This window comes from Streptomyces sp. NPDC102259 (assembly GCF_044766465.1).
GTDB lineage: Bacteria > Actinomycetota > Actinomycetes > Streptomycetales > Streptomycetaceae > Streptomyces.
The window spans coordinates 114562-134873 of record NZ_JBIWMA010000020.1; the positions used below are offsets into that span (position 1 = coordinate 114562).

At 69.2% G+C, this 20312-nt stretch carries 20 protein-coding genes and 1 pseudogene; 13 read left to right on the plus strand and 8 right to left on the minus strand.

The features are described 5' to 3' along the window. Positions 1-361: 361 nt before the first annotated feature. Complete coding sequence (locus ACIRPU_RS34065; RefSeq protein WP_403874308.1) at positions 362-817, minus strand: MarR family transcriptional regulator; 456 nt, start codon at positions 815-817, stop codon at positions 362-364. Between the two features lie 559 nt (positions 818-1376). After that, positions 1377-2246, minus strand: coding sequence for a UbiA family prenyltransferase (locus tag ACIRPU_RS34070; protein ID WP_403874310.1), 870 nt, complete (start codon positions 2244-2246; stop codon positions 1377-1379). Positions 2247-2396: 150 nt separating this feature from the next. Here ACIRPU_RS34070 and ACIRPU_RS34075 point away from each other — a divergent pair, with 150 nt between their 5' ends. The 4 genes from ACIRPU_RS34075 (at position 2397) to ACIRPU_RS34090 (ending at position 6178) form a co-directional block, all read left to right on the plus strand. Continuing rightward, positions 2397-3455, plus strand: coding sequence for a type III polyketide synthase (locus ACIRPU_RS34075; RefSeq protein ID WP_403874312.1), 1059 nt, complete (start codon positions 2397-2399; stop codon positions 3453-3455). A gap of 36 nt (positions 3456-3491) precedes the next feature. Continuing rightward, a complete protein-coding gene (locus ACIRPU_RS34080; protein WP_403874314.1) occupies positions 3492-4031 on the plus strand; it encodes an isoprenylcysteine carboxyl methyltransferase family protein in 540 nt (179 codons plus the stop codon). Further along, positions 4028-5041, plus strand: a complete 1014-nt coding sequence (locus ACIRPU_RS34085; RefSeq protein WP_403874316.1) for an NAD(P)/FAD-dependent oxidoreductase — start codon at positions 4028-4030, stop codon at positions 5039-5041. Before ACIRPU_RS34080 ends, ACIRPU_RS34085 begins: the two co-directional genes overlap by 4 nt. 147 nt (positions 5042-5188) lie before the next feature. Further along, positions 5189-6178 carry an LD-carboxypeptidase gene (locus tag ACIRPU_RS34090; RefSeq protein ID WP_403874318.1) on the plus strand — a complete coding sequence of 330 codons (990 nt, stop codon included), beginning with the start codon at positions 5189-5191 and terminating at the stop codon, positions 6176-6178. A gap of 168 nt (positions 6179-6346) precedes the next feature. Here ACIRPU_RS34090 and ACIRPU_RS34095 read toward each other — a convergent pair whose 3' ends face one another. Together ACIRPU_RS34095 and ACIRPU_RS34100 are read right to left on the minus strand one after the other, a co-directional pair. Further along, positions 6347-6757, minus strand: coding sequence for a gas vesicle structural protein GvpA (locus ACIRPU_RS34095; RefSeq protein WP_384109811.1), 411 nt, complete (start codon positions 6755-6757; stop codon positions 6347-6349). A gap of 206 nt (positions 6758-6963) precedes the next feature. Next, the gene (locus tag ACIRPU_RS34100) at positions 6964-8103 is read right to left on the minus strand and encodes a PucR family transcriptional regulator (RefSeq protein ID WP_403874320.1); all 1140 of its coding nucleotides are present in this window, start codon (positions 8101-8103) and stop codon (positions 6964-6966) included. An 87-nt stretch (positions 8104-8190) separates the two neighbouring features. Between ACIRPU_RS34100 and ACIRPU_RS34105 the strand changes: the two genes are divergently transcribed. The 6 genes from ACIRPU_RS34105 (at position 8191) to ACIRPU_RS34130 (ending at position 12892) form a co-directional block, all read left to right on the plus strand. Then, positions 8191-9246, plus strand: coding sequence for a ferredoxin reductase (locus ACIRPU_RS34105; RefSeq protein ID WP_403874322.1), 1056 nt, complete (start codon positions 8191-8193; stop codon positions 9244-9246). Positions 9247-9253: 7 nt separating this feature from the next. Then, entirely contained in the window at positions 9254-10372 is a 1119-nt protein-coding gene (locus tag ACIRPU_RS34110; protein WP_403874324.1) for a fatty acid desaturase family protein, read from the plus strand. Positions 10373-10925: 553 nt separating this feature from the next. Beyond that, positions 10926-11288, plus strand: a complete 363-nt coding sequence (locus tag ACIRPU_RS34115; protein ID WP_403874326.1) for an ArsR/SmtB family transcription factor — start codon at positions 10926-10928, stop codon at positions 11286-11288. Beyond that, positions 11285-11851, plus strand: coding sequence for an SRPBCC family protein (locus ACIRPU_RS34120; RefSeq protein WP_403874328.1), 567 nt, complete (start codon positions 11285-11287; stop codon positions 11849-11851). Before ACIRPU_RS34115 ends, ACIRPU_RS34120 begins: the two co-directional genes overlap by 4 nt. Positions 11852-11901: 50 nt before the next feature. After that, positions 11902-12402 (plus strand): TIGR03086 family metal-binding protein, encoded by a 501-nt coding sequence (locus tag ACIRPU_RS34125; protein WP_403874330.1) that lies wholly within the window; start codon positions 11902-11904, stop codon positions 12400-12402. A gap of 325 nt (positions 12403-12727) precedes the next feature. Beyond that, positions 12728-12892, plus strand: coding sequence for a hypothetical protein (locus ACIRPU_RS34130; RefSeq protein ID WP_403874332.1), 165 nt, complete (start codon positions 12728-12730; stop codon positions 12890-12892). Positions 12893-13177: 285 nt separating this feature from the next. Here ACIRPU_RS34130 and ACIRPU_RS34135 read toward each other — a convergent pair whose 3' ends face one another. Continuing rightward, entirely contained in the window at positions 13178-13768 is a 591-nt protein-coding gene (locus tag ACIRPU_RS34135; RefSeq protein WP_403874334.1) for a TetR/AcrR family transcriptional regulator, read from the minus strand. 111 nt (positions 13769-13879) lie between these two features. Here ACIRPU_RS34135 and ACIRPU_RS34140 point away from each other — a divergent pair, with 111 nt between their 5' ends. After that, positions 13880-14890: an NADP-dependent oxidoreductase gene (locus ACIRPU_RS34140; protein ID WP_403874385.1), complete on the plus strand. Its 1011-nt coding sequence runs from the start codon at positions 13880-13882 to the stop codon at positions 14888-14890. A gap of 468 nt (positions 14891-15358) precedes the next feature. Here the strand turns inward: ACIRPU_RS34140 and ACIRPU_RS34145 are convergent, their stop codons facing one another. Beyond that, complete coding sequence (locus ACIRPU_RS34145) at positions 15359-16060, minus strand: 2-phosphosulfolactate phosphatase (protein WP_403874336.1); 702 nt, start codon at positions 16058-16060, stop codon at positions 15359-15361. A 104-nt stretch (positions 16061-16164) separates the two neighbouring features. Between ACIRPU_RS34145 and ACIRPU_RS34150 the strand changes: the two genes are divergently transcribed. Next, entirely contained in the window at positions 16165-17259 is a 1095-nt protein-coding gene (locus tag ACIRPU_RS34150) for a barstar family protein (RefSeq protein ID WP_403874338.1), read from the plus strand. Between the two features lie 540 nt (positions 17260-17799). Here ACIRPU_RS34150 and ACIRPU_RS34155 read toward each other — a convergent pair. Further along, positions 17800-18198: a hypothetical protein gene (locus ACIRPU_RS34155; RefSeq protein WP_403874387.1), complete on the minus strand. Its 399-nt coding sequence runs from the start codon at positions 18196-18198 to the stop codon at positions 17800-17802. A gap of 88 nt (positions 18199-18286) precedes the next feature. Beyond that, on the minus strand, positions 18287-18637 hold the full coding sequence (locus ACIRPU_RS34160) for a hypothetical protein (protein WP_403874340.1): 351 nt from the start codon (positions 18635-18637) through the stop codon (positions 18287-18289). A gap of 466 nt (positions 18638-19103) precedes the next feature. On the opposite strand from ACIRPU_RS34160, the pseudogene ACIRPU_RS34165 reads away from it, so the two are divergent. Beyond that, positions 19104-19858, plus strand: a pseudogene (locus ACIRPU_RS34165) (amidohydrolase family protein). The last annotated feature ends 454 nt before the right edge of the window (positions 19859-20312 follow it).

The window sequence follows — 20312 nt, forward strand, 5'->3', positions numbered from 1 at the left end:
CGCGACCCGTGCGCGTCTGGCCCCAGGCCGGTGCGGAAACAGGTGCGGCCACCGTCGGTCATCGTGAGTTGTGTGGACTGACGATGAGACGGTGGCCGCAGGTCACAGGATAGAACCCGCCCGATGGCGCGAGGCGTTGTGGCTACACCCACCCTCAGAGGTCGCGGCCTCGGACAGCGACACCCGCGTCGTCGTGGTCAGCACCGCGGCGGACCACCTGCGCGGCCCGTGACTCATGGCCCGGCTGAAGTCCTCGGGCGCCGCCCGTGTCCCGCTGCCCAGCACCGTTCACAACGGATCGGCGAAGCCTTGTGCGGTCGCCCCGGTCGCCCCGGTCGCCCCGGTCGGCCTGGTCGGGCAGTCAGGCGCTACGCGCCGCGAGCTCCGCGTTGGCGCGCTCGGTTACCAGGGCGAGGACGCGGCCGGCTGCGGCCAGGTCCTCTACGGGGATGTCGCCCCAGATACGAGTGCTGATGGGGGCGGTCTCCGCTCCGACAGCGGCCATCAGTTCACGCCCCGCGTCCGTGGGGTGAAGGTGCGCGCCGTTCACGACGAGCAGCCGCTTGGCCAGTAGTTCGTCGAGAGTGACGCGGATGTGGGCCGGATCGGCCTTGAGGGAGCTCTGGACCTGGGTGACGAGATCGTCCGGGGTCTGCGGGGTGTCGGCGGTTATGGCGGCGCGCAGGGCGACCTGCTGCTGGAACGTGAGGCCGTGCCGGGCCAGGACGTGCTCCAGGACGCCGCGGGCGGCGTAGTGGGCCAGGGCGAGGTCGCGGGCGTTGGCGACGGGTGCGGTGGTGGATGTCGTCGTGGTCATGATGTTGTCCCCTAGTTGTTCTCGTCGTTCGGTACGGATGGAGCGAGGAGTGTCTCGGGCCGGGTCGTCAGCTCGCCGTGAACGCATGCGTCCGCGGGGCGTCGGGGCCGCCGAGCGGCTCCGGCAGCGGCGCTGACCTTGCCGCTCATCGGCACGCCGCATGCCGTGCAGCGACGCGACCACCGAGTACGGCGCGTGGGTGCGGCGCGGCGGAGCCACCGTGCGATCGACCACGACCCGCCACCTGCTGGCGAGCCACCCCACCCAAAAGCCGGGCGCGGGGCCCAGCCCACCCTCCCTCAAGCCAATAGAGTACATGGATATTATCGCCATGGCTACTATACGGCTGATCATCGTGGGTGGAACGGACCCTGCTCGCCGTCATCGGCGACGCCACGCCGCCTGCCCGACCATGTGAACCGACCGCACCTGCGCGGCCCCACCCGGCCCGGCCCGCTCCGGCGTCACGCCTCCGGAGCCGTTCCCGGAGGCGCTCCAACGCCAACCGTCCGGCCTCTGCCCAACCACCAGCTCGCCTTCGCGCACCGTCACATGACGGTCAGACGATTCCGGTGCCGCGCAGCAGCAGCAAAGCCACGTCCACCACCGCCACGGCGACCGCCGCCCCGAACGCCACCCGCTCCCAGCGGCGTCCCAGCACCGTCCCCGTCACCGCGATCAGGCCGGCCACCGCGAGCGCCGTCATCCCCCATCTGCCGGGTGGTCCGGCGGGCCCCAGCACCAGAACAGCGGACGCGGCCACCAGCGGCACCGGCAGCAGCAGCCGGGCGCGCGCCGGGCCCAGTCGGTGCGGCCATCCCCGTACGCCTGTCGCCAGATCCCCGCGGATGTCCGGCAGCACATCGCCCAGATGGGCGCCGACCCCCAGCAACGCCCCGGCGCTGACGACCCACCAGGACGGCCACGGTTGCCCCGGAAGCCCCAGCGCCACGAAGGCCGGAAGCGCGGCGAAACCCACCGCGTACGGCGCCCACGACCACGCCGTCGCCTTGAGCCGCAGGTCGTACGCCCACGCCGCAGCCACCCCGGCCAGGTGAACGGCGCCTGCCCACAAGCCACAGGCGAGCGAGAGCGGCACGCACAGCGCCAGCGCGGCCACGGCGGCCACCCAGACCTCCGTCACCCCGACCGTGCCGTCGACGACGGGTTTGCCACGGCGGCCGACGGCGATGTCCCGGCGCGCGTCGAACGCGTCGTTGCACCAGCCGACGGACATCTGGCCGGTCAGAACGGCGGCAGCGGTCAGAACACAACGCGCGGCACCCTGGCCGGCGGTCGCGGCCAGCGCGGTGATCAAGGCGGTGACCGCGACGACAGGCCCGGGATGGCACGCCCCGGCCAGGCCGGTCACCCGGCCGGCCCAACTCGCTGCCGGGCGGCCGGTCGTCGACTGCTCGGCAGTGCCCACCCGGCCGATCGTAGGCGTCCGGGCCGCGCCCCGCCGATGCACCACGCCCCCGGACGAACGGCCGGACGGGCGATCCATGGTGTCGAAGTCGCGGGCCGGGGAACATGTGGAGAGCAATTCACCCCCAGTCGGTAACGGGACGGGACCCATATGACGCGGATCGCCGCCGTTCACGGTGCCCTCGCACCGCACCGTCGCACCCAGTCCGAGATCACCGACATGGTGGCCCGCACCTGCCTGCCCGAGGGCGCCGACCGTCGAGTCCTGGACCGGCTGCACCGCAGTGCGAAGGTCGGCTCGCGCCATATGACGTTGCCGCTCGAACGGTACGGAGAACTGGACGGATTCGGCTCCTCCAACGACGTCTTCATCGCCGCCGCCACCGACCTGGGCGCCAAGGCCGTCCGAGAGGCACTGCACGCGGCACATCTGTCCGCGGCCGACGTGGACCTGCTGATCTTCACCTCCGTCACGGGCATCGCCACCCCCTCGATCGACGCACGTCTGGCCGGCCGCCTCGGAATGCGGCCGGACGTCAAACGGCTGCCCCTGTTCGGTCTGGGCTGTGCCGGCGGCGCCGCCGGCCTGGCCCGTATGCACGACTATCTGCTGGGCCACCCCGGCCACGTCGCGGTGTTGCTGTCGGTCGAACTGTGCTCGCTCACCTTCCAGCGCGACGACGCCTCCATGGCCAACCTGGTCGCCACCGGACTGTTCGGCGACGGAGCTGCCGCGGTCGTCGCGTGCGGCACGGACCGCCCGGCCGACACCGGCGGCCCGACGATCGTGGACACCCGCAGCCACCTGTACCCGGACACCGGACGCGTCATGGGCTGGGACATCAAGAACTCGGGCTTCCAGGTCGTCCTCGACCCGCAGGTCCCCGATGTGGTGCGCCGTTACCTGGCCGATGACGTCGAGGGGTTTCTCGGCGACCACGGCCTGAAGCCGAAGGACGTGACCGCCTGGGTGTGCCACCCCGGCGGTCCCAAGGTGCTTCAGGCCGTGACCGAGACCCTCGACCTGCCCGACGACGCCCTCGACATGACCTGGCGTCATCTGGCCGACGTCGGCAATCTGTCCTCGTCGTCGGTGCTTCACGTGCTGCGCGACACCCTGGCCGAGCGCCGCCCGCCGCAAGGCACCCCAGGTGTGCTGCTGGCGATGGGGCCCGGCTTCGCATGCGAACTCGTTCTGCTGCGCTGGTAGTTCGGACCGACGACACGGGCAAGGGACACGGGACACATGATCTGGTACGGACTGCTGGTGGCCGCCGTCGCCGGCGAGCGCGTCGCCGAACTCGTCGTCGCCCGCCGCAACGAACGGTGGAGCACCGCCCGCGGCGCGACCGTGACCGGGGAGGGCCACTATCCGGCGATGGTCGCCCTCCACACCGGCCTGCTGATCGCCTGCCCGGTCGAGGTCTGGCTGGCCGACCGCCCCGTCGTACCCGCCCTGGCCTGGTCGATGTCGGCCGTGCTGGCGGGCGCCCAGGCACTGCGGTGGTGGTGCATCCACACCCTGGGCCCCCGTTGGAACACCCGGGTGATCGTCGTACCCGGCCTGCCGCTGGTGACGGACGGCCCCTACCGGTGGCGCCGGCTGCGGCACCCGAACTACGTGGCCGTCATCGCCGAGGGCGCGGCCCTGCCGCTCATCCACACCGCCTGGGTCACCGCGGCCGTGTTCACGGTACTCAACGCCGCCCTGCTCACCGTGCGCATCCGCTGCGAGAACCGGGCACTGGCCGCCGCGCCCGCCCCGACCACGACCGCTCCGGCATGATCGATGTCCTGGTGGCCGGTGGTGGACCGGCCGGCCTGGCCGCCGCCATCCACGCCGCGCTCGCCGGCCTGGAGGCCGTCGTCGTCGAACCGCGCACCTCGCCCGTGGACAAGGCCTGCGGAGAAGGCGTCATGCCCAGCGGTGTCGCCGCGCTGCGCACACTGGGCGTCGAGGTCACCGGACGCGAACTGCGCGGCATCCGCTACGTGGACGGCACCGCCCGCGCCGATGCGTCCTTCCGCGGCGGCAAGGGGCTGGGAATCCGCCGTACAACGCTGCACTCCGCACTGCACCGGCGCGCTCTCGGCCTCGGCGTGCGCATGCTGCCGGGCAAGGTCGGCGGGGTGCGCCAGAGCACGGACACGGTCACCGCCGCGGGAATCACGGCCCGTTGGCTGATCGCCGCCGACGGCCTGCACTCCCCCGTGCGTCGCGGCCTGGGGCTGGAACTGCCGGGCCGCCCCCACGGCCGCTACGGACTGCGACGGCACTACCGCGCCGAGCCGTGGACGGACTTCGTGGAGGTCCACTGGTCCAAGCATGGCGAGGCCTACGTGACACCGGTCGACGACGACCTCGTGGGCGTCGCGATCCTCAGCCGCAACCGTTGCGGGTACGACGGACACCTGGCCGCCTTCCCGACCCTCGCCGCGTCGCTGCGCGGCCCGGCCGCGACGGAGGTGCGCGGCGCCGGACCACTGAGGCAGCGGGTGCGGCGCAGAACCGCCGGCCGTGTCCTGCTCGTCGGCGACGCCGCCGGCTACCTGGACGCCCTCACCGGCGAGGGCATCGCTCTCGCGCTGGCGACGGCCGGGGCCGCCGTCCGCTGCCTGACCGACGGTCGGCCGGCCGAGTACGAGCGTGCCTGGGCGCGGCTGACCCGACGACACCGGCTGCTGACCGGGGCCCTGCTGGCCGCGAGCCGCCGTCCCGGCACCGCCCGCCTCATCGTCCCCGCGGCATCCCGGATGCCTCCCCTGTTCTCAGCCGCGGTCCACGCCCTGCAATAGCCTCCGGGGGTCCCAAATCCTCCGCTCCGACCACCAGACCACCAGGCCGGGGGTTTCGGGGGTTTGACTTGATCACGTCAGTGAGACGGAATAGCGGCGGCACGGGCCTTGTTCCTCGCCATTATCGATCAACAAGGAGGAGGCCCCATGCCCGCGATCCTTCGGCCCCGTGCGCTGCGTTCCGGCGACCTCGTGGTCGTCACCGCGCCCTCGGGCCAGCTTGAGCCGGGTGAGGAACCACTGCTCGCCCGCGGTGTGGCGATACTCGAACGGATGGGTTTCCGCGTGCGGGTCAGCCCGATGGTCAACCCGGCGCAGAATCGCTGGTGGGCGTCGGGCACTCCGGCGGAGCAGGCCGACGAACTCAATAATTTGCTCCGGGACCCGGAGGTGCGGGCCATCGTCGCGCACACCGGTGGCCAGGCGACCATCGGCTACCTCGACTTGATCGATCTGGACGCGATCCGGGCCGACCCGAAACCGATCCTCGGCTACAGCGACATCTCGCTGCTGCACATGGCGTTGCACGCCAAGACCGGCCTCGTCGGCTTCCACGCCGACATCGCCACCCACGGTTTCGGCAGCGATTGGTACACGCTGGGCGACGAGGCCCGTCGCTCCGAGCTCGTCGACCTCTACACCCGCGTCCTGACCAAGGCCGAGGCGCCGGGCGTGCTGCCGGCGATGGGGACTTGGGAAACCTGGCGGCCGGGCCGCGCGCAGGGACCACTGTTCGGCGGTTTGCTGAACCGCCTGGTGCTACTGCAGGCGACACCGTTCGCGCTGCCCGCCGAACGGTTCGAGGGCGCCGTGTTGTTCTGGGAGGAGGTGCAGCGGCCGGTATCGCGGATCTGGAACGACCTGCATACCTTGCGGCTGTCCGGTGTGCTGGACCGGATCGCGGGCATGGTGGTCGGCATCCCGACCGAGGTCACGCCCCACGATGGCGGCGGAGACCGCGCAGGTCTACGCGACGTGGTGCTCGATGTCCTGGCGCAGCGTGACATCCCGGTCCTCGCCCAGGTCGACTTCGGCCACACCTCGCCGAACCTGCCGCTGCCTATCGGCGTCCGTGCACTCGTGGACGCGGAGAACCGGACGCTGTCCCTGCTCGAATCGGCGGTCGCGGAAAGCTGAGTTCCGTCGGAGATCGGCGTGAGCCCGGAGGGCTGCGACCCGTCGTGTTCCGCTTCTCCCGATCGGCCTGCCGGTCATGCCCGTTGCCTCGGCCTGCCCGATCGTCCTGACGCCGCCGAGCGCGAGCGGTCGGGGTGCTCGACCGAGGTTCCGTGGACGTCGACGCGCTTACCGCTCTGTCGCCCTCCTGCGCGCGGCGGGCCGTGCGCCCTGACGCTCCCTGTCCTCGTCACGTCCCTGGTGGAAGGCGTCGGAGACCGTCTCCGCGGCGCCGGACAGGGCTCCCTTGGTCTTGCCGCGGGCGCCGGACTCAGTGACTTGCCCCGTGAGCTCCGTAAGCCCGGCCGGCTTGCGCGGCCCGGCCTCCAGATCGAGACGGTTGCACGCCTCGGCGAAGCGCAGGTAGGTGTCGACGCTGGCGACCACTATCCGTATGTCGATCTTGAGTATCTCGATACCGACAAGAGAGACCCGCACGAAGGCGTCGATCACCAGTCCTCGGTCGAGGATGAGTTCCAGGACGTCGTAGAGGCCGCTGGAACCTCCTCCGCCACCACCCTGCTGTGTCGCCACGGTCATTACGACCAACCCCTTGCCATCTGTCTCTGCGCGGTCCCGTCGACGCTGCCCCTCGGTGCGTCGCAGGCTCGCAGGTGCGAGTAGCCCTGCCACCTACGACCAAACGCATGTACGAGTCCTCAGCCTCGTGACCTGCGGCCGACGCCGACGCCTACCGGCGCGGCCGCGTGCCCTTCCTGCCGCCGCACCGCCCGCGCCCGCTCGCATTAGCTGACCCGGAGACCGACCGCCAGCGTCAGCTCAAGGACCCGCTGCGGCGATGCGAGATCCGGAAACAGCTCCCGCAGCTGCGACATCCGGTACCGGACGGTCTGGGGATGGACGAACAACGCCGCCGCCACCTCGTCCCGCCTGCCCTGGTGCAGCAGCCACGCCCGCAACGTCTCCTCCAGCCGCCGCGCCGTCGCGACAGGCAAGGTCCGCAACGGTGCGAGGGCTCGGGCACGCAGGTCCGCGAACGCGTCCACGTCCGCGCTCAGCACCAGCTCGGGCAGGTGGTCCTCGGTGTCGCGAATATCGGAGGAGAGCGAGCGCGCGCGTACGGCTCGTGCGTACGAGGCGGACGCACGAGTCCATGGCCGGGCCGGGCCGACCACGGCGGTGCGGTCGGTCAGCTGCCGCAAGAGACGTGATCGGTCGGCATCGGGGACGAGCAGCACCCCGGTGGCGTCCGGCTGGTCGTCAAGGACGAGGGTGCTCGGGTCGAGCGTGCGGTAGGCGGGCCGGGCCTGGTCGGCGGGCAGCAGGACCGCGGTCAGCGAGACCGGAGGCTGCCACCCGGCCCGTTGAGCAGAGGCCAGCAGTACGTCCGGGCTCGCGCCGACGAGGAGGTCGCGGGCCAGGTGTTCCAGGTGGCGCTCGTGGGCCCGGCCCCTGGCGGCCAGTTCGTCGGCGTGGCCCGCGGCGCTCGCGGCGGAGAGCTCGTCGATGTAGGCGAAGGTCAGCTCGGCGAACTTGGCGACCTCGGCGGCGGGCAGACCCGCGGGTACGGCACCCGCTGCCAGGCATCGCCAGGCCACGCGGGCGCCGACTCGGTAGGCGCTGAGCAAGGCGTCCATCGAGCGGCCGTCCCGGACCTCGCCGCGACCCAGCTCGTAGGCCGCGTCACCGCCGTCGCCGCCTGTGGCGTTCCCGCTCGCGAGGTCCAGGTAGTGCCCCAGGGCGGTGCGCACGGCTCGGCGTATGGTGCCGCCCATGCTGCCCGAAAGGGCGTTGGCGTAGGGAGGGACCTCGTCGATGATCGCCTGGACGACCTCGTCGGCGGTGGTCTTCAGCGCGGCCCGAAGTGCGGTGACCGTCGTGTCGTCCAGGGCCAGTTCGCTGGCCCTCCGGATTGCATGGCTCACGTTTTTGTTCCCTGCGAACAATTCAGTCGACCAGATTTACGTCCTGCGGTCAGGACTTTACGCCCTGAGGCGCAGCAAGCTGGAGTCATGACGAGTACAGCCCTCCGCAGCAGGGCGTGGAAACTACTGGAGATGGTCACGACGCCACTGCTGCCGTCGGACTACCTCGACCTGGTAAGCCCGCTGCGTGCGGGCGCTGACCTGCGTGGGCGCATCGAGGCCGTACACCCCGAGACGGGTGACGCCGCGACCATCGTGATCAGACCGGGACGGGGCTGGCGCGGCCACACGGCCGGTCAGTACGTGCGGATCGGGGTCGACGTCGACGGGGTGCGCCTGTGGCGTGCCTACTCCATCACCTCGCCGACGAACCGCCAGGACGGCCGCGTCACGATCACCGTGAAGGCGATCCCGGACGGCAAGGTCAGCAACCACCTGGTCCGCAGGGCGAAACCGGGCACGCTGATCCAGCTCGACCAGGCGACCGGTGATTTCGTGCTGCCGGAGGCCAAGCCCGCCAAGGTGCTCCACCTGACGGCCGGCAGCGGCATCACGCCCGTGATGGGCATGCTGCGCGACACCGAGTTCGACGACGTCGTCATGGTCCACTGCGCGCCAAAGCCGCAAGACGTGATCTTCCGCAGCGAACTGCACGACCTGGTCGCGGACAAGAGGCTGCGCCTCACCGAGCTGCACACCGACACGGACGGCATGCTCGACATCGCCCGTCTCGACGAACTCGTGCCCGACTGGGCCGAGCGCGAGACCTGGGCCTGCGGGCCGGCGGGCCTGCTCGACGCCGCCGAAAAGCACTGGAGCGAGCACGGCGTCCCAGAGCGCCTGCATACCGAACGCTTCCGTCCCAGCATCGTCGTCGCCGGTGACGGCGGCGAGGTCACCTTCAGCACCACCGGCAAGACCGTCGACGCGGACGGCGCCACGCCGTTGCTGGACGTCGGCGAGGAGGCCGGCGTGCTCATGCCGTCCGGGTGCCGCATGGGGATCTGCTTCGGCTGCGTCACGCCGCTCAAGGCGGGCGCCGTCCGCGACCTGCGCACCGGCGAGATCACCGAGGCCGAGCCGGGCGTCCTCATCCAGACCTGCGTGTCCGCCGCCGCGGGCCCCTGCGACATCGAACGGTAGGAGCACCTTGACCGCCATCGACCCCACCGCCCACCTGACCACGGAGCAGATCGAGGAGCTCGGCCGCGAGCTGGACGCGATCCGCGACGAGGTGATCGCCAGCCGGGGCGAGCAAGACGCCGCCTACATCCGCAAGGTCATCTCGGCGCAGCGCAAGCTCGAGCTGGTCAGCAGGGGCGTGCTGCTGTTCTCGATCTTCCCGCCCGCGTGGCTGATCGGCACCGCCGGGCTGTCCGTGGCGAAGATCATGGACAACATGGAGATCGGCCACAACATCCTCCACGGCCAGTGGGACTGGATGCGGGACCCGAAGATCCACTCCACCACCTGGGACTGGGACCACGTCTCGCCGGCCGATCAGTGGAAGCACTCGCACAACGAGCTGCACCACACGTACACCAACGTGATCGGCAAGGACAACGACCTCGGCTACGGCATCATGCGCGTCGACGAGGACCAGAAGTGGCACCCGTTCCACCTCGGCCAGCCGCTGTGGAACTTCATCAACGCCTGCTTCTTCGAGTACGGCATCGCAGCGTACGACCTGGAGCTCGGCAAGAACCTGAACAAGCGCCGCCGCAAGAACCCGGAGTTCCGCGCGCGGGCCAAGGCCGTGGGCCACAAGATCCGCAAGCAGGTGCTCAAGGACTACGTGATCCACCCGCTGCTGTCGGGCCCGTCGTTCCTCAACACGCTCGCCGCCACGTTCACCGCGAACCTGGTCCGCAACATCTGGACCCACTCGGTGATCATGTGCGGGCACTTCCCCGAGGGCGTGCAGGTCTTCGAGCGCCGGTCGATCAGGGGCGAGACGCGCGGCCAGTGGTACCTGCGCCAGATGATGGGCTCGGCGAACATCAGCGGCAGCAAGGCCATGCACTTCATGACCGGCAACCTCTCGCACCAGATCGAGCACCACCTGTTCCCGGACCTGCCGAGCAACCGGTACGCCGAGGTCGCGGTGAAGGTGCGCGCGTTGTTCGAGAAGTACGAGCTGGAATACGTCACCGGGCCGCTGCCCAAGCAGGTGTTCTCCGCGTGGCACAAGGTCTTCCGGCTGTCCCTGCCGAACAAGAAGCCCAAGGTCAAGACCCCGGACCGCGAGCAGGAGCTCGTCGCCGCCTGATCCCGGTACCGGTTGAGAACTTTCGGCCGCACCGACGGCACCGCTCCCTCCTGCCGCCGATGCACCGCGAACCACTCTTCGGCTACGAGGAACGCCCGCATCACCTGGCGGTAGAGGGAGTGGTGAGGTGGGTGAAATCGGTACTACGCGTTCGTCGTCACGCCCGATCGTGACGACGATGTCCGCCTGATCGACCTGGGCAGGGCCGACAGCGTCGACGCGAACATCGCCCTGCTGCGCCGCTAACGTCAGCCGCGGCGGCCGGGCGCGCGATATCGACCTGGACAGGGCCGCTGCGGAGGACGTCGCGCGGGCGTCCGGCGAGGTGGCCGTCGAACTGCGCAGGGCCCTTGTGGATCCCTTGCGGTTCGACGGCCGGACGCGGTTGTTCGCCGCTCCCGACGCCCAGCTGTACACGCTGCCCTTCGAGGTCCTGCCCCTTGACGACGGTGGTGGGCAGGGCGCTCCGCACTTACTCAACCGATTGGTTGACAAAGCTGTGAGCCCGGCCATACCTTTATTCAACCAGGAGATTGAATAAAGGAGGCGGGAAGTGGTCGACGACCGGCTGTCCCGGGTCTTCTCCGCGCTGGCCGACCCGACCCGGCGCGACATCGTCGCAAGGCTGGCCGGCGGAGACGCCACGGTGAACGAACTGGCCGAGCCCTATGACGTGACCGTCCAGGCCGTGTCGAAGCACATCAAGGTCCTGGAGGACGCCGGCCTCGTCAGCCGCACCAGGGACGCCCAGCGGCGGCCCTGCCACCTCGAAGGTGAGGTGTTCGACCTGATGACGAAGTGGATCGAGCGCTACCGCCGTGAGGCGGAGTACCGATTCCGTCGACTCGACGCTGTGCTCGAGCAGATGGAGAAACGGCCCGCGCAGGAAGACTCGCCCAGGGAGGAAACATCATGAGCACCACAGAGGCAGACGGTCGGCTCGAGACGCGGATCGAGGCCGACCCGGCGCTGCCGACCATCGTCATCACCCGGGAGTTCAACGCCTCGCCGGACCGTGTGTTCACGGCCTACACCGACCCCGACCTCGTCATCCAGTGGCTCGGCCCGCGCCGGCTCACCATGCGGATCGACGAGTATGACGCCCGCAGCGGCGGCGCGTACCGCTACGTACATCTCGAGGACGACGGCACCGAGTACGGCTTCCGCGGCGTGTTCCACGAGGTGCGCCCCCAGGAACGCATCGTGCAGACCTTCGCCTACGACGGTTTCCCGGACAGCGTCAGCCTGGAGAAGGCCGTCTTCGAGGATCTCGGCGGCCGGACCCGCGTCACCACGACATCGGTCATGGAGTCCGTCGAGGCCCGCGACGCGATCATCAAGAGCGGTATGCAGGACGGCGTCCGACAGGGATACGAGCGGCTCGACGAACTGCTCGCGGGCCATGAGAGCGACAAGGGTGACCGCAGCGCCGACTCCACCGAGGAGCTTCGGACCGACGGGAAGGGCCTGAACCCGTGATGAGCGCAAATGATGAACACCGAGTCGTCGCAGGAGCTTTCACGCAGCACGTGCGCGGCGTGAGCCCGGCGGCATGGGACAACCCGGCGCCGTGCGAAGGCTGGGTCGCCCGGGACGTGGTGCGCCACCTCGTCGAATGGTTCCCGGCCTTCCTGAAGTCCGGCGCCGACGTGGAACTTCCCCAGGGGCCCTCGGTCGACGACGATCCGGTCGCGGCCTGGACGGTCCACTGCGACGGGGTGCAGGCGCTCCTCGACGACCCGGCCACAGCGGGCAAGGTCCTGTCGAACCCCCACATCGGCGAGGTTCCGCTCGACCAGGCGGTCGACCGCTTCTATACGGCCGACGTCTTCATGCACACCTGGGACCTGGCGCGGGCCAGTGGTCAGGAGGAGACCCTCGACCCGGTCCGGTGTGCCCGGATGCTCGACGGGATGCTGCCGCTCGACGACGTGCTCCGCAAGAGCGGGCAGTACGGACCGAGGGTCGAGGTCTCCGAGAGCGCCGACGTGCAGACACGCCTGCTCGCCTTCATCGGGCGCACCCCCTGAGCGATCTGGCCGGGACCGCCGTCCCCGTGGTCGCCCGCGCGCATCGCCACGCGGCGGGCATGGTCGTCGACCCGGAGGTTCGACGCCAAGCTTCAGCCTGTAGCTCGGTGGAGACCTACAGCTCGGCGGAGCCTCGGGCGGGAGCGTCGGGCAGGAGCCTCGGGCAGAGCGGATGATCTGCGTCTGAGGTCCTCCTATTGGACGGTTGTGAGCCCCGTTCGGCGGTTCACGCACCCTGCCGCGTCGCAGCCGGGCAGGAATCGGGGGAGGCTCGTGCCTGACCTCGCGCCCGCAGAAGGCAGGCACGCTCAACGGAGGGACCACGGTGACGAACTACAACAACCCCCTGCCCGGCCACCGCATCCTGAACTGCGTTCCGTCCCGCGACACCGAGCAGGACTGGCAACTGCGGCATGCCGTCGAGGCGGGCCTCGTGGCAGAGGAGGTCGCAGCGATTCCCGAACAGTTGGGGAACCGACTGGGGCCGTGACGGCTATGGCTTCGCATCGGAGGAGTACGCGCAGCAGGCCTTCACCGAGGCCTCCGGAGTGACCGCCTGACGGAGCGCCCGGCACCGACAAGGTGAAGCCCTGCCATTCCGGATGGCGTCGGCCCTCGCCCGGACCTACGCCCACCGTCCGCCGCTCCGCACACCCCCGACGACCGTGCCCGCGCGCACTCGCGGCCCAGCCGGCCGCCGAATGCGGCCGCTGAGCGCCTAAGAGGCGGTTACGGCCGCGGCCGGCTGGGCGGATGCGCCGGATGCGTGACGATTTCAGCTACGAGCCCGGAGCGGCGCTCCCCCGGTATGCGTGCTCGCCGCATTCGTCATGATCGCGCTCGCGACGACATCGAAAAGGTGATCGGCGCGCGGGGCGAGCGAGGGTTGATCGCTGAGCCAGGCGAGCGCCGCTATCAGCGCGAACAGATCGGTGCCGTCGATATCGGTCCGCGCCGCGCCCTCGGCCTGGGCGCGTGTGAGGAGCCGTGCACCGGCCGCGCGCAATGTGACGCACGAAGCGTGGAGTGCGGACTCGGCGTCCTCGATGGCGGCTGCCATCAGCACTGTCACCCCCCGGTACTCGGTCGTCCACGCGACGCACTCACGTAGCCACGAAACAAGGGCGTTCTCGGGAGAGTTCGACGTTTCGAGGGCTTCTGCCGTTGCCGTCAGCTCGTCGAAGCTCGTGTGGAGCAGTGCCTCGAGCAGTGCTTCGCGCGTCGGGTAGTGGCGCAGCAGCGTCGCGAGCCCGACGTCGGCCCTGCGCGCGATGTCGCGCATCGATACGTCGACGCCCTGCTCGGTGATGGCGGTGCCCGCGACTGCGAGCAGGTGGTCGCGGTTCTTCCTGGCGTCGGCCCGCATCTGCCCCTCTTGACTATCCGGATCAGTGGTCCATATATTCGGATCAGTGGTCCAGTTATGTGGATCGCTGATCCGAATAATCTTATCCCGCAGCACGGACAGGAGAAAATGATGCCGACACACACGATGAGGGCGGTCCGGCTCCATGAGCACGGCGGCCCTGCCGTTCTGCGTTATGACGAGGTGCCGATTCCCGTTCCGGGGCCGGGTGAGGTGCTCGTTCGCGTGCACGCGGTCGGTATCAACCCTCCGGATCGGTACCTGCGCGACGGGCTGACCAGGATGCCCGGGGAGGCGGAATCGACGGTCAGCCTGCCGGTGATTCCGGGTACGGACGTGTCGGGCGTCGTCGAGGCCGTCGCCGCGGACGTGGACGGCCTCGCCGTAGGCGATGAAGTCTTCGGTCTCCTGCGTTTTCCCAGCTTCGATGGCAGCGCATACGCCGAGTACGTGGCCGCGCCCGCCTCGGACCTCGCACGCAAGCCGGCCGGCATCGACCACGTGCACGCCGCCGGGGCGCCCATGGCCGGGCTGACGGCGTGGCAGTTCCTGATCGAGGTCGGACACGATCTCCCCTCGCCCTTCCAGGAGGCACGGCACCGCCCGACGGCACTGGACGCCGACACGACGGTGCTGATCAACGGCGCCGCGGGCGGCGTGGGGCACTTCGCGTTGCAGCTGGCTAAATGGAAGGGTGCACGTGTCATCGCGGTGGCATCGGGCGCGCATGAATCGTTCCTGAGCGAGCTCGGCGCCGACCAGTTCATCGACTACACCAAGAGCCGTCCCGAAGAGCTCGTGCACGACGTCGACCTCGTTCTCGACACCGTCGGAGGCCCCGACAGCAAGCGATTCCTGCGCACGCTCAAGCGCGGCGGCGCCCAGTTCCCGGTGCTGCCCGGGGACTTCGACGAAGAGGAGACCGCGAAGCTGGGCGTCACGGTCTCGAGCGCACAGGTCCGCTCGAACGGCGCACAGCTCGCTGAACTGGGGCGCCTGCTCGACGCGGGCACGGTCCGCGTCGCGATCGACAGCACATTTCCGCTCGCGGATGCCCAGGCAGCACACGAACGCGCCGCCGGAGGACACATCCAGGGCAAGATCGTGCTCACGGTCGCTTAGGAGCGAGCCGCCTCACCGACGCGTCCGGCACCCGTGCGCGGGGCACTGGTAGCCCTCGGGACGCCGTAACGGAGACCTTGGACGCGCCTGACCGCCAGGCGACAAAGCGACAAGGCGACCAGAAGGACAGGAGGGCAGGAGGTCAGGAGGCCGCGATACTCACAGCGGCGAACCGAACCGAGGAACCTGTCCGGTTTGGCTCGGTTCGCCGCGGAAGGTCACCGAGCCGGTCGCATCCCCGATGCGCGTCGGCGCCGCGCACGTCAACGCCGCCGGCGGCAGCGACAGCGGTCTGACGTCCTGACGGTGGAGCCGTCGGTCGCGGGACGGCGCGGAAACCAGCGCCACCGAGGCTGCGGTCGACCGCACCGTCTTCGACGGCACCCGCCCCGACGTTCACCCCCGCACCACGTTCGAGCGGCGTCGCCAGGCTCGCTCTCACAGGCTGAAGCCAGACCACGCCAGCGATCAGACCGGGGTCTCGTCAGTCAGCGAAGGCATCGCGTGTGGGCGCAGGACCATGAGCGAGTCCTCCAAGGCCGCCACCATGGCGAAGGGGAATCGGTCGACCTCAAGACAGAGCGCAACGTCATCAGGATGGACTCCTTGACGCACTCCCTCCGCCAGTTCGGAGGCGGCTCGGGACTCGGCAGCGCGGCGAAGGAACCCAGCAGCATCGGTCCCAGCGTCAGTGGCTCTTCGGGCGATGTATTGAGCACACGCCAGATCTTCGTCGGCCTGCCCATCCTCGCCGGTGACCACGAACGTGACGCTGTCACTGTGGCGCGTCCGCAGGAGCCGAGCCGTGGCCTCCGCCACCACGAAGCCGGCGCACAGCACCAACGACGCTTCCTTCACCGCAAGGGCGCCGACCGTCCCCGCCGTGGTCTTCTGCACAACGGTCCGTCCACCGACGTCAACAGACCGCAGCAGACCCGGTGAGTTGACCATGTCGAACCCCGGCGCGGGCGGACCGTCCTTGAGCGCCACCCAATCCCGGTGGCGAGCCTTGAGCGCCAGGGCTTCGTCCAGCGACTCAGCAAGAACGATCTTTTCCGCGCCCTGGCCAAAAGCCCAGGCAGCCACGGTGAAGGCACGCATCACGTCGACCACGACCGCCACGGAAGGGACTTCGACCAGATCGGCGATGCCAACGAAACGAGCGTCCATTCCGATGATGATCGCGCACGCCCGACCCTCATCCACCAATCACGTTCCTCAAGTCGCCCTGACCGGCCATGAAAAGAGCTTCACGGTCCACTCCCGGTGCGGGCATGATTCCCGCTGTGCATGTCGACACGGGCCATCGCGAGCAGGGACGCTACACGCTGACGGACACAGGAAGCGGCCATGTCTGGGGCGTCTGCGCCAACGCGGAGGGACTGTTCGGGGAACCTCGGCGGGGGACGTACGAGCTGTTCGGCTGGGTTCCGGACGGCACCGAGGTGCGCGGCTGGGTCGGCAGCCGGGTGTGGATGGTGCCGGAAGACAGGACGCTCGATGCGTGGCTGCTGGAGGACGCGGAGAGCCTCGGACAGCACCCGGGAACCGACGGTCTCGTGCTCACAGGTCTGGACGACTACGAGGGTCCGCCCGAGGGACACCGCTCCCCTGTCCGCCTGCACGACGGGTACCGGTGGCTGGGCTCCTGCCGGGAGTTCACCCGCGTGCTGCCGCCCGAGCAAGCAGAGGCCCCGCTCATCCTGCGGGGACTCGCCCCGAGTGATCGCCTACGGCGGGCACTGACAACGGGCACCCGGCGCACGTTGGACCTCGATGAGGCCTCGCTGGAGGTACGGGACGACCGGGGCGAGCCGCTCACCGACCGGCTGTTGCGGCCCACAGTCCGCACGTGGCACCCGTCCTCCCGCGGGACGGACCTGATCGACCTGGAAATCGACGGATACCTCGCACCCGTACCGGGATACGCCCAGCCCGTTTGGGAGCGCTGGCTCGCCGGACCGCCGGGCACCCCTGGCGCCTGGGCCGGGCTCGAGACCCGGCAACGGGGGGCCTGGCTCGATCTCGTCCGCGAGCGGGGCTGCAGACTCGAGCACCAGGACCGGCCGGCCGGGCACGCGTACGAGCTGGACGGCCGGCACATCACCGACGAACCGGGCCTCTATCTGGCGCTCGGCGAGGCCGTCAACGGGCCGGGCGGCTACTTCGGAGGCTGCCCCGACGCCCTCGTGGACTGTCTGCGCGGCAATTTCGGCTGTACCGCCCCCGCAACCTTGCTCTGGCGGGATGCGGCGACCGCCCGCGAACACCTGTCCCGCGTCATGGCGCCGGAGGGCGAGCAGTACGACCTGGTCGCCCTGGTGCTCGATGTCCTGGCCGAGGGCGGGATGCGCGTGACCTTCACGTGAACCGTCTTCCGCCGCGGCGCCGCAGCGGCGACTCGATACTGCGGTCAGTCGGTGGGGCGGTGGGCCGGGTGAGTGGGTGGCGCATGTTGAGCTGTCGCGTATTCGCGGCTGATGCCCACGAGCCAGGACGCCGGGCACTGATCACCTACTACCACTGCGCAGGTCATCAGCTCGACCTGGAGCACAGCATGCCGATCGGGGAACCATGGGTGCCGGGCTCGACCTGCGACCACCTGCTGATCAGCCTGCCCTTTCTCCACGGACCCGATCTCGAGCACTGTCCGCTGCCGGGGGGGCACGTCCGCATCCTGTAGACCCTGCCTGTGACAGCCGCCGAGATCGAGTTCCGCAGGCACCAGGGTCACGAGGCGTTGGAGCGGCTCTTCGACGAGGCAGAGATCGTTCCCACTGATCCTTTCCGGGCCTCGGTGGTGTGAGGCGGCCTCAGTCAAAACGCTCCCGGCAGTCACCAGTCACCACTTGTGACCACCAGGGGCATACCGGCTCCGGGTTCCGCCAGCCAGCGGTGAAAGCAGGAACTTACACTGAGTCCGCTGAGCCTCGGTTGTCCTCAACATGGACGACGTGCAGTTCGGTGCCATCCCGATGGCGCTTGGAACGCCCGAACAGCCCGACAGCGATCTCCGCCCTGTCTCCAGGCTCATCAGGGCCGACGTACGTAAGGACGTCGACGTGTTCCCCGGTGACGACCCATCCCTCGGCGTCCTTGAGATCGATCACCCCAAAGTCTCCGGATGAAGATCCCGCATGCGCCGGGCCGTATGCCTTCAGAACCTCGGTGGCCTGTTCAGCGAGCTCTCCGTCCGGAGCAGTTACCACGACACAGGTGCCATGCTCGAACAGCACCCACGACTTGCGAGGGTCGGCAAGAAGCCGCCGCCAGACGTCTATCAGAATCTCGGTGTTCACGGCGGTCATCATGCCGCAGAGCACTGACACAGGGTGAGGCGCTCCGCGAACCACAACAGCGACGACATGTCAGGTCACCGTCGCCTTGCGCCGGACCCTAGCCGGACGGACGGATCGCAGCGAACCGCGCTCTCATGGCGGGACCAAGGTGGTCGACAAGGCAATATCCGGGCTGATCCGGCCAGGGCAGATTGAAGAGGAACGAGGTGGTGACCACCTGGGACACTTCGGGGACGTCGAGTCGAAGCTGCTCCTCCAGGAACCGTAGCGTGACTCGCCAGCCCGTCTCGTCTCTTCCGAGGAACGACGCAACGGTCTCCTGAACAACATCCCAGAAGAACACATGGGGTAGAACACCGGCCTCGTTGAAGACGTGCGCGTCAAACAGATCCCCGAGACCGGGCACAGCCGCCACCAAGTCCCGAACCAGCTGAACGTCTCGCTCCACGTCACCCCTCCCCAAAGCGCTCAGGGTAGTTCCACTGTCCTACGCGCTGCGCAGCTGGCGGTGGTTCACACCACCTCGCAGCCCCCACACGGTCGAGGCGGACTACGGCGTCCACGAGTTGCTAGTTGCTTCCCAAGACGCTCGACGAGCTCGGCCTCTTCTTTTGACGCTCCTCCGGCCAACCGGCGGCGCTCCTTCGGCCAGAGGCCGGCGTCTGATCGAGGTGTGCCTCGCCATCTTTGATCCAAGGCGGCCGGTGGATGACCCAGGCCACGGAAACCCACCGACTGTCGGCTGGTTTCCGTGGCGTCCCCTCGATAGCCTCCCGATAAGCGATTGCTTAGCAATACCGTGTGGGCTCAGCACGTGGGGCCTGGAGGCACATGGGGCCGGGAGAGGAGCGGGGTACATGTCCGTCGTCGACGCGTGGATGCAGCACCCGACACTGCGCCATTCCAACCACGAGATGTTCGAGTCGCTGCGCCGATGGACCGGCCACGACCTGCTCGAAGAGCAGTTGCCCGTCGACGTCACGGTGTCCGCGCTCAGGGCCGCGGATGTCGAGGTCGGACTGTCCGCAGCCTGGTATGGCCCGCACGGGGCGCTGATCAGCAACTATGAGGTGGCCGGGTTCGTCGCGGAGGCGGACGGCCGGCTGCGCGGGGTGGCCGGCGCCGATCTGACCCGCCCGGTGCAGGCGGTGCGGGAGCTGCGGCGAGCGGTTGAGGAGCTGGGATTCGTCGCACTGCGGATCGTGCCGTGGCTCTGGGAGTTGCCGCCGACCGACCGGCTGTACTACCGCTGTACGCGGCCTGCGTGGAACTGGGCATCCCCTTCTGCACGCAGGTCGGACACACCGGCCCACTCAAGTCCTCGGAGACCGGACGGCCCATCCCCTACATCGACCAGGTGGCACTGGACTTCCCCGAACTGACCATCGTCTGCGGGCACATCGGCTACCCGTGGACGACAGAGATGATCTCAGTGGTGGACAAACACGAGAACGTCTACATCGACACCAGCGCCTACACCGCCCGCCGCTACCCGGCGGAACTGGTGCAGTATCTACGCGGCCGGGGCCGCCGCAAAGTCCTCTTCGGCACGAACTATCCGATGATCACCCCTGCCCAGGCGCTGGAACACCTGGATCAGCTGGAGCTCGACGAGGAGGCTCGCGAGCTGTTCCTGTCCGGCAACGCACGCCGCGTGTTCGCCCTATAGGCGCTCACGAGAAACGGAAACGTCGGCTGTCGCCGGGGGGGTGTGCATGCCTGCCCCGACATACACATCATGCGTTGCCGCCAGGTCTGCGAAGGAGCGTCAGAGCATTCAAGCAGCGGGGCGCCGGGAGTGACGGAAGTCGTCAGTTGTTGGAGCCCACGGTGTTGTCGTTGCCTGCGTTGAACACGTCGTCGCCCGCGAACTGAAGCCAGTCACCGAGGACGACGGTGTACGACGGCTGCGGACCGGAGTACACGTGCGGGGCACAGAGTTTCCCAAAGCCAGGACCCCGGCGGCGAACCCTCTTGCCTGCACGGGGCCCTCGGGTCCAGGAGCGGGTGGGCGCCTCCGGCATAGCGTTCATTTTCAAGCCGTTGCAACGAGCCAGGGAGGCTTGTTGCGTTAACCTTCATGCCATTGCAACGATTTCATCGCAACTAGCTGGGATTACGCA

Bases quoted from the DNA above. Each gene is read 5' to 3' on its own strand.
- ACIRPU_RS34065 (WP_403874308.1), bottom strand. From the start codon at position 817: ATGACCACGACGACATCCACCACCGCACCCGTCGCCAACGCCCGCGAC.
- ACIRPU_RS34150 (WP_403874338.1), top strand. From the start codon at position 16,165: ATGATTCCCGCTGTGCATGTCGACACGGGCCATCGCGAGCAGGGACGC.
- ACIRPU_RS34140 (WP_403874385.1), top strand. From the start codon at position 13,880: ATGCCGACACACACGATGAGGGCGGTCCGGCTCCATGAGCACGGCGGC.
- ACIRPU_RS34090 (WP_403874318.1), top strand. From the start codon at position 5,189: ATGCCCGCGATCCTTCGGCCCCGTGCGCTGCGTTCCGGCGACCTCGTG.
- ACIRPU_RS34075 (WP_403874312.1), top strand. From the start codon at position 2,397: ATGACGCGGATCGCCGCCGTTCACGGTGCCCTCGCACCGCACCGTCGC.
- ACIRPU_RS34080 (WP_403874314.1), top strand. From the start codon at position 3,492: ATGATCTGGTACGGACTGCTGGTGGCCGCCGTCGCCGGCGAGCGCGTC.
- ACIRPU_RS34145 (WP_403874336.1), bottom strand. From the start codon at position 16,060: ATGGACGCTCGTTTCGTTGGCATCGCCGATCTGGTCGAAGTCCCTTCC.
- ACIRPU_RS34120 (WP_403874328.1), top strand. From the start codon at position 11,285: ATGAGCACCACAGAGGCAGACGGTCGGCTCGAGACGCGGATCGAGGCC.
- ACIRPU_RS34085 (WP_403874316.1), top strand. From the start codon at position 4,028: ATGATCGATGTCCTGGTGGCCGGTGGTGGACCGGCCGGCCTGGCCGCC.
- ACIRPU_RS34095 (WP_384109811.1), bottom strand. From the start codon at position 6,757: ATGACCGTGGCGACACAGCAGGGTGGTGGCGGAGGAGGTTCCAGCGGC.
- ACIRPU_RS34135 (WP_403874334.1), bottom strand. From the start codon at position 13,768: ATGCGGGCCGACGCCAGGAAGAACCGCGACCACCTGCTCGCAGTCGCG.
- ACIRPU_RS34105 (WP_403874322.1), top strand. From the start codon at position 8,191: ATGACGAGTACAGCCCTCCGCAGCAGGGCGTGGAAACTACTGGAGATG.
- ACIRPU_RS34155 (WP_403874387.1), bottom strand. From the start codon at position 18,198: ATGACCGCCGTGAACACCGAGATTCTGATAGACGTCTGGCGGCGGCTT.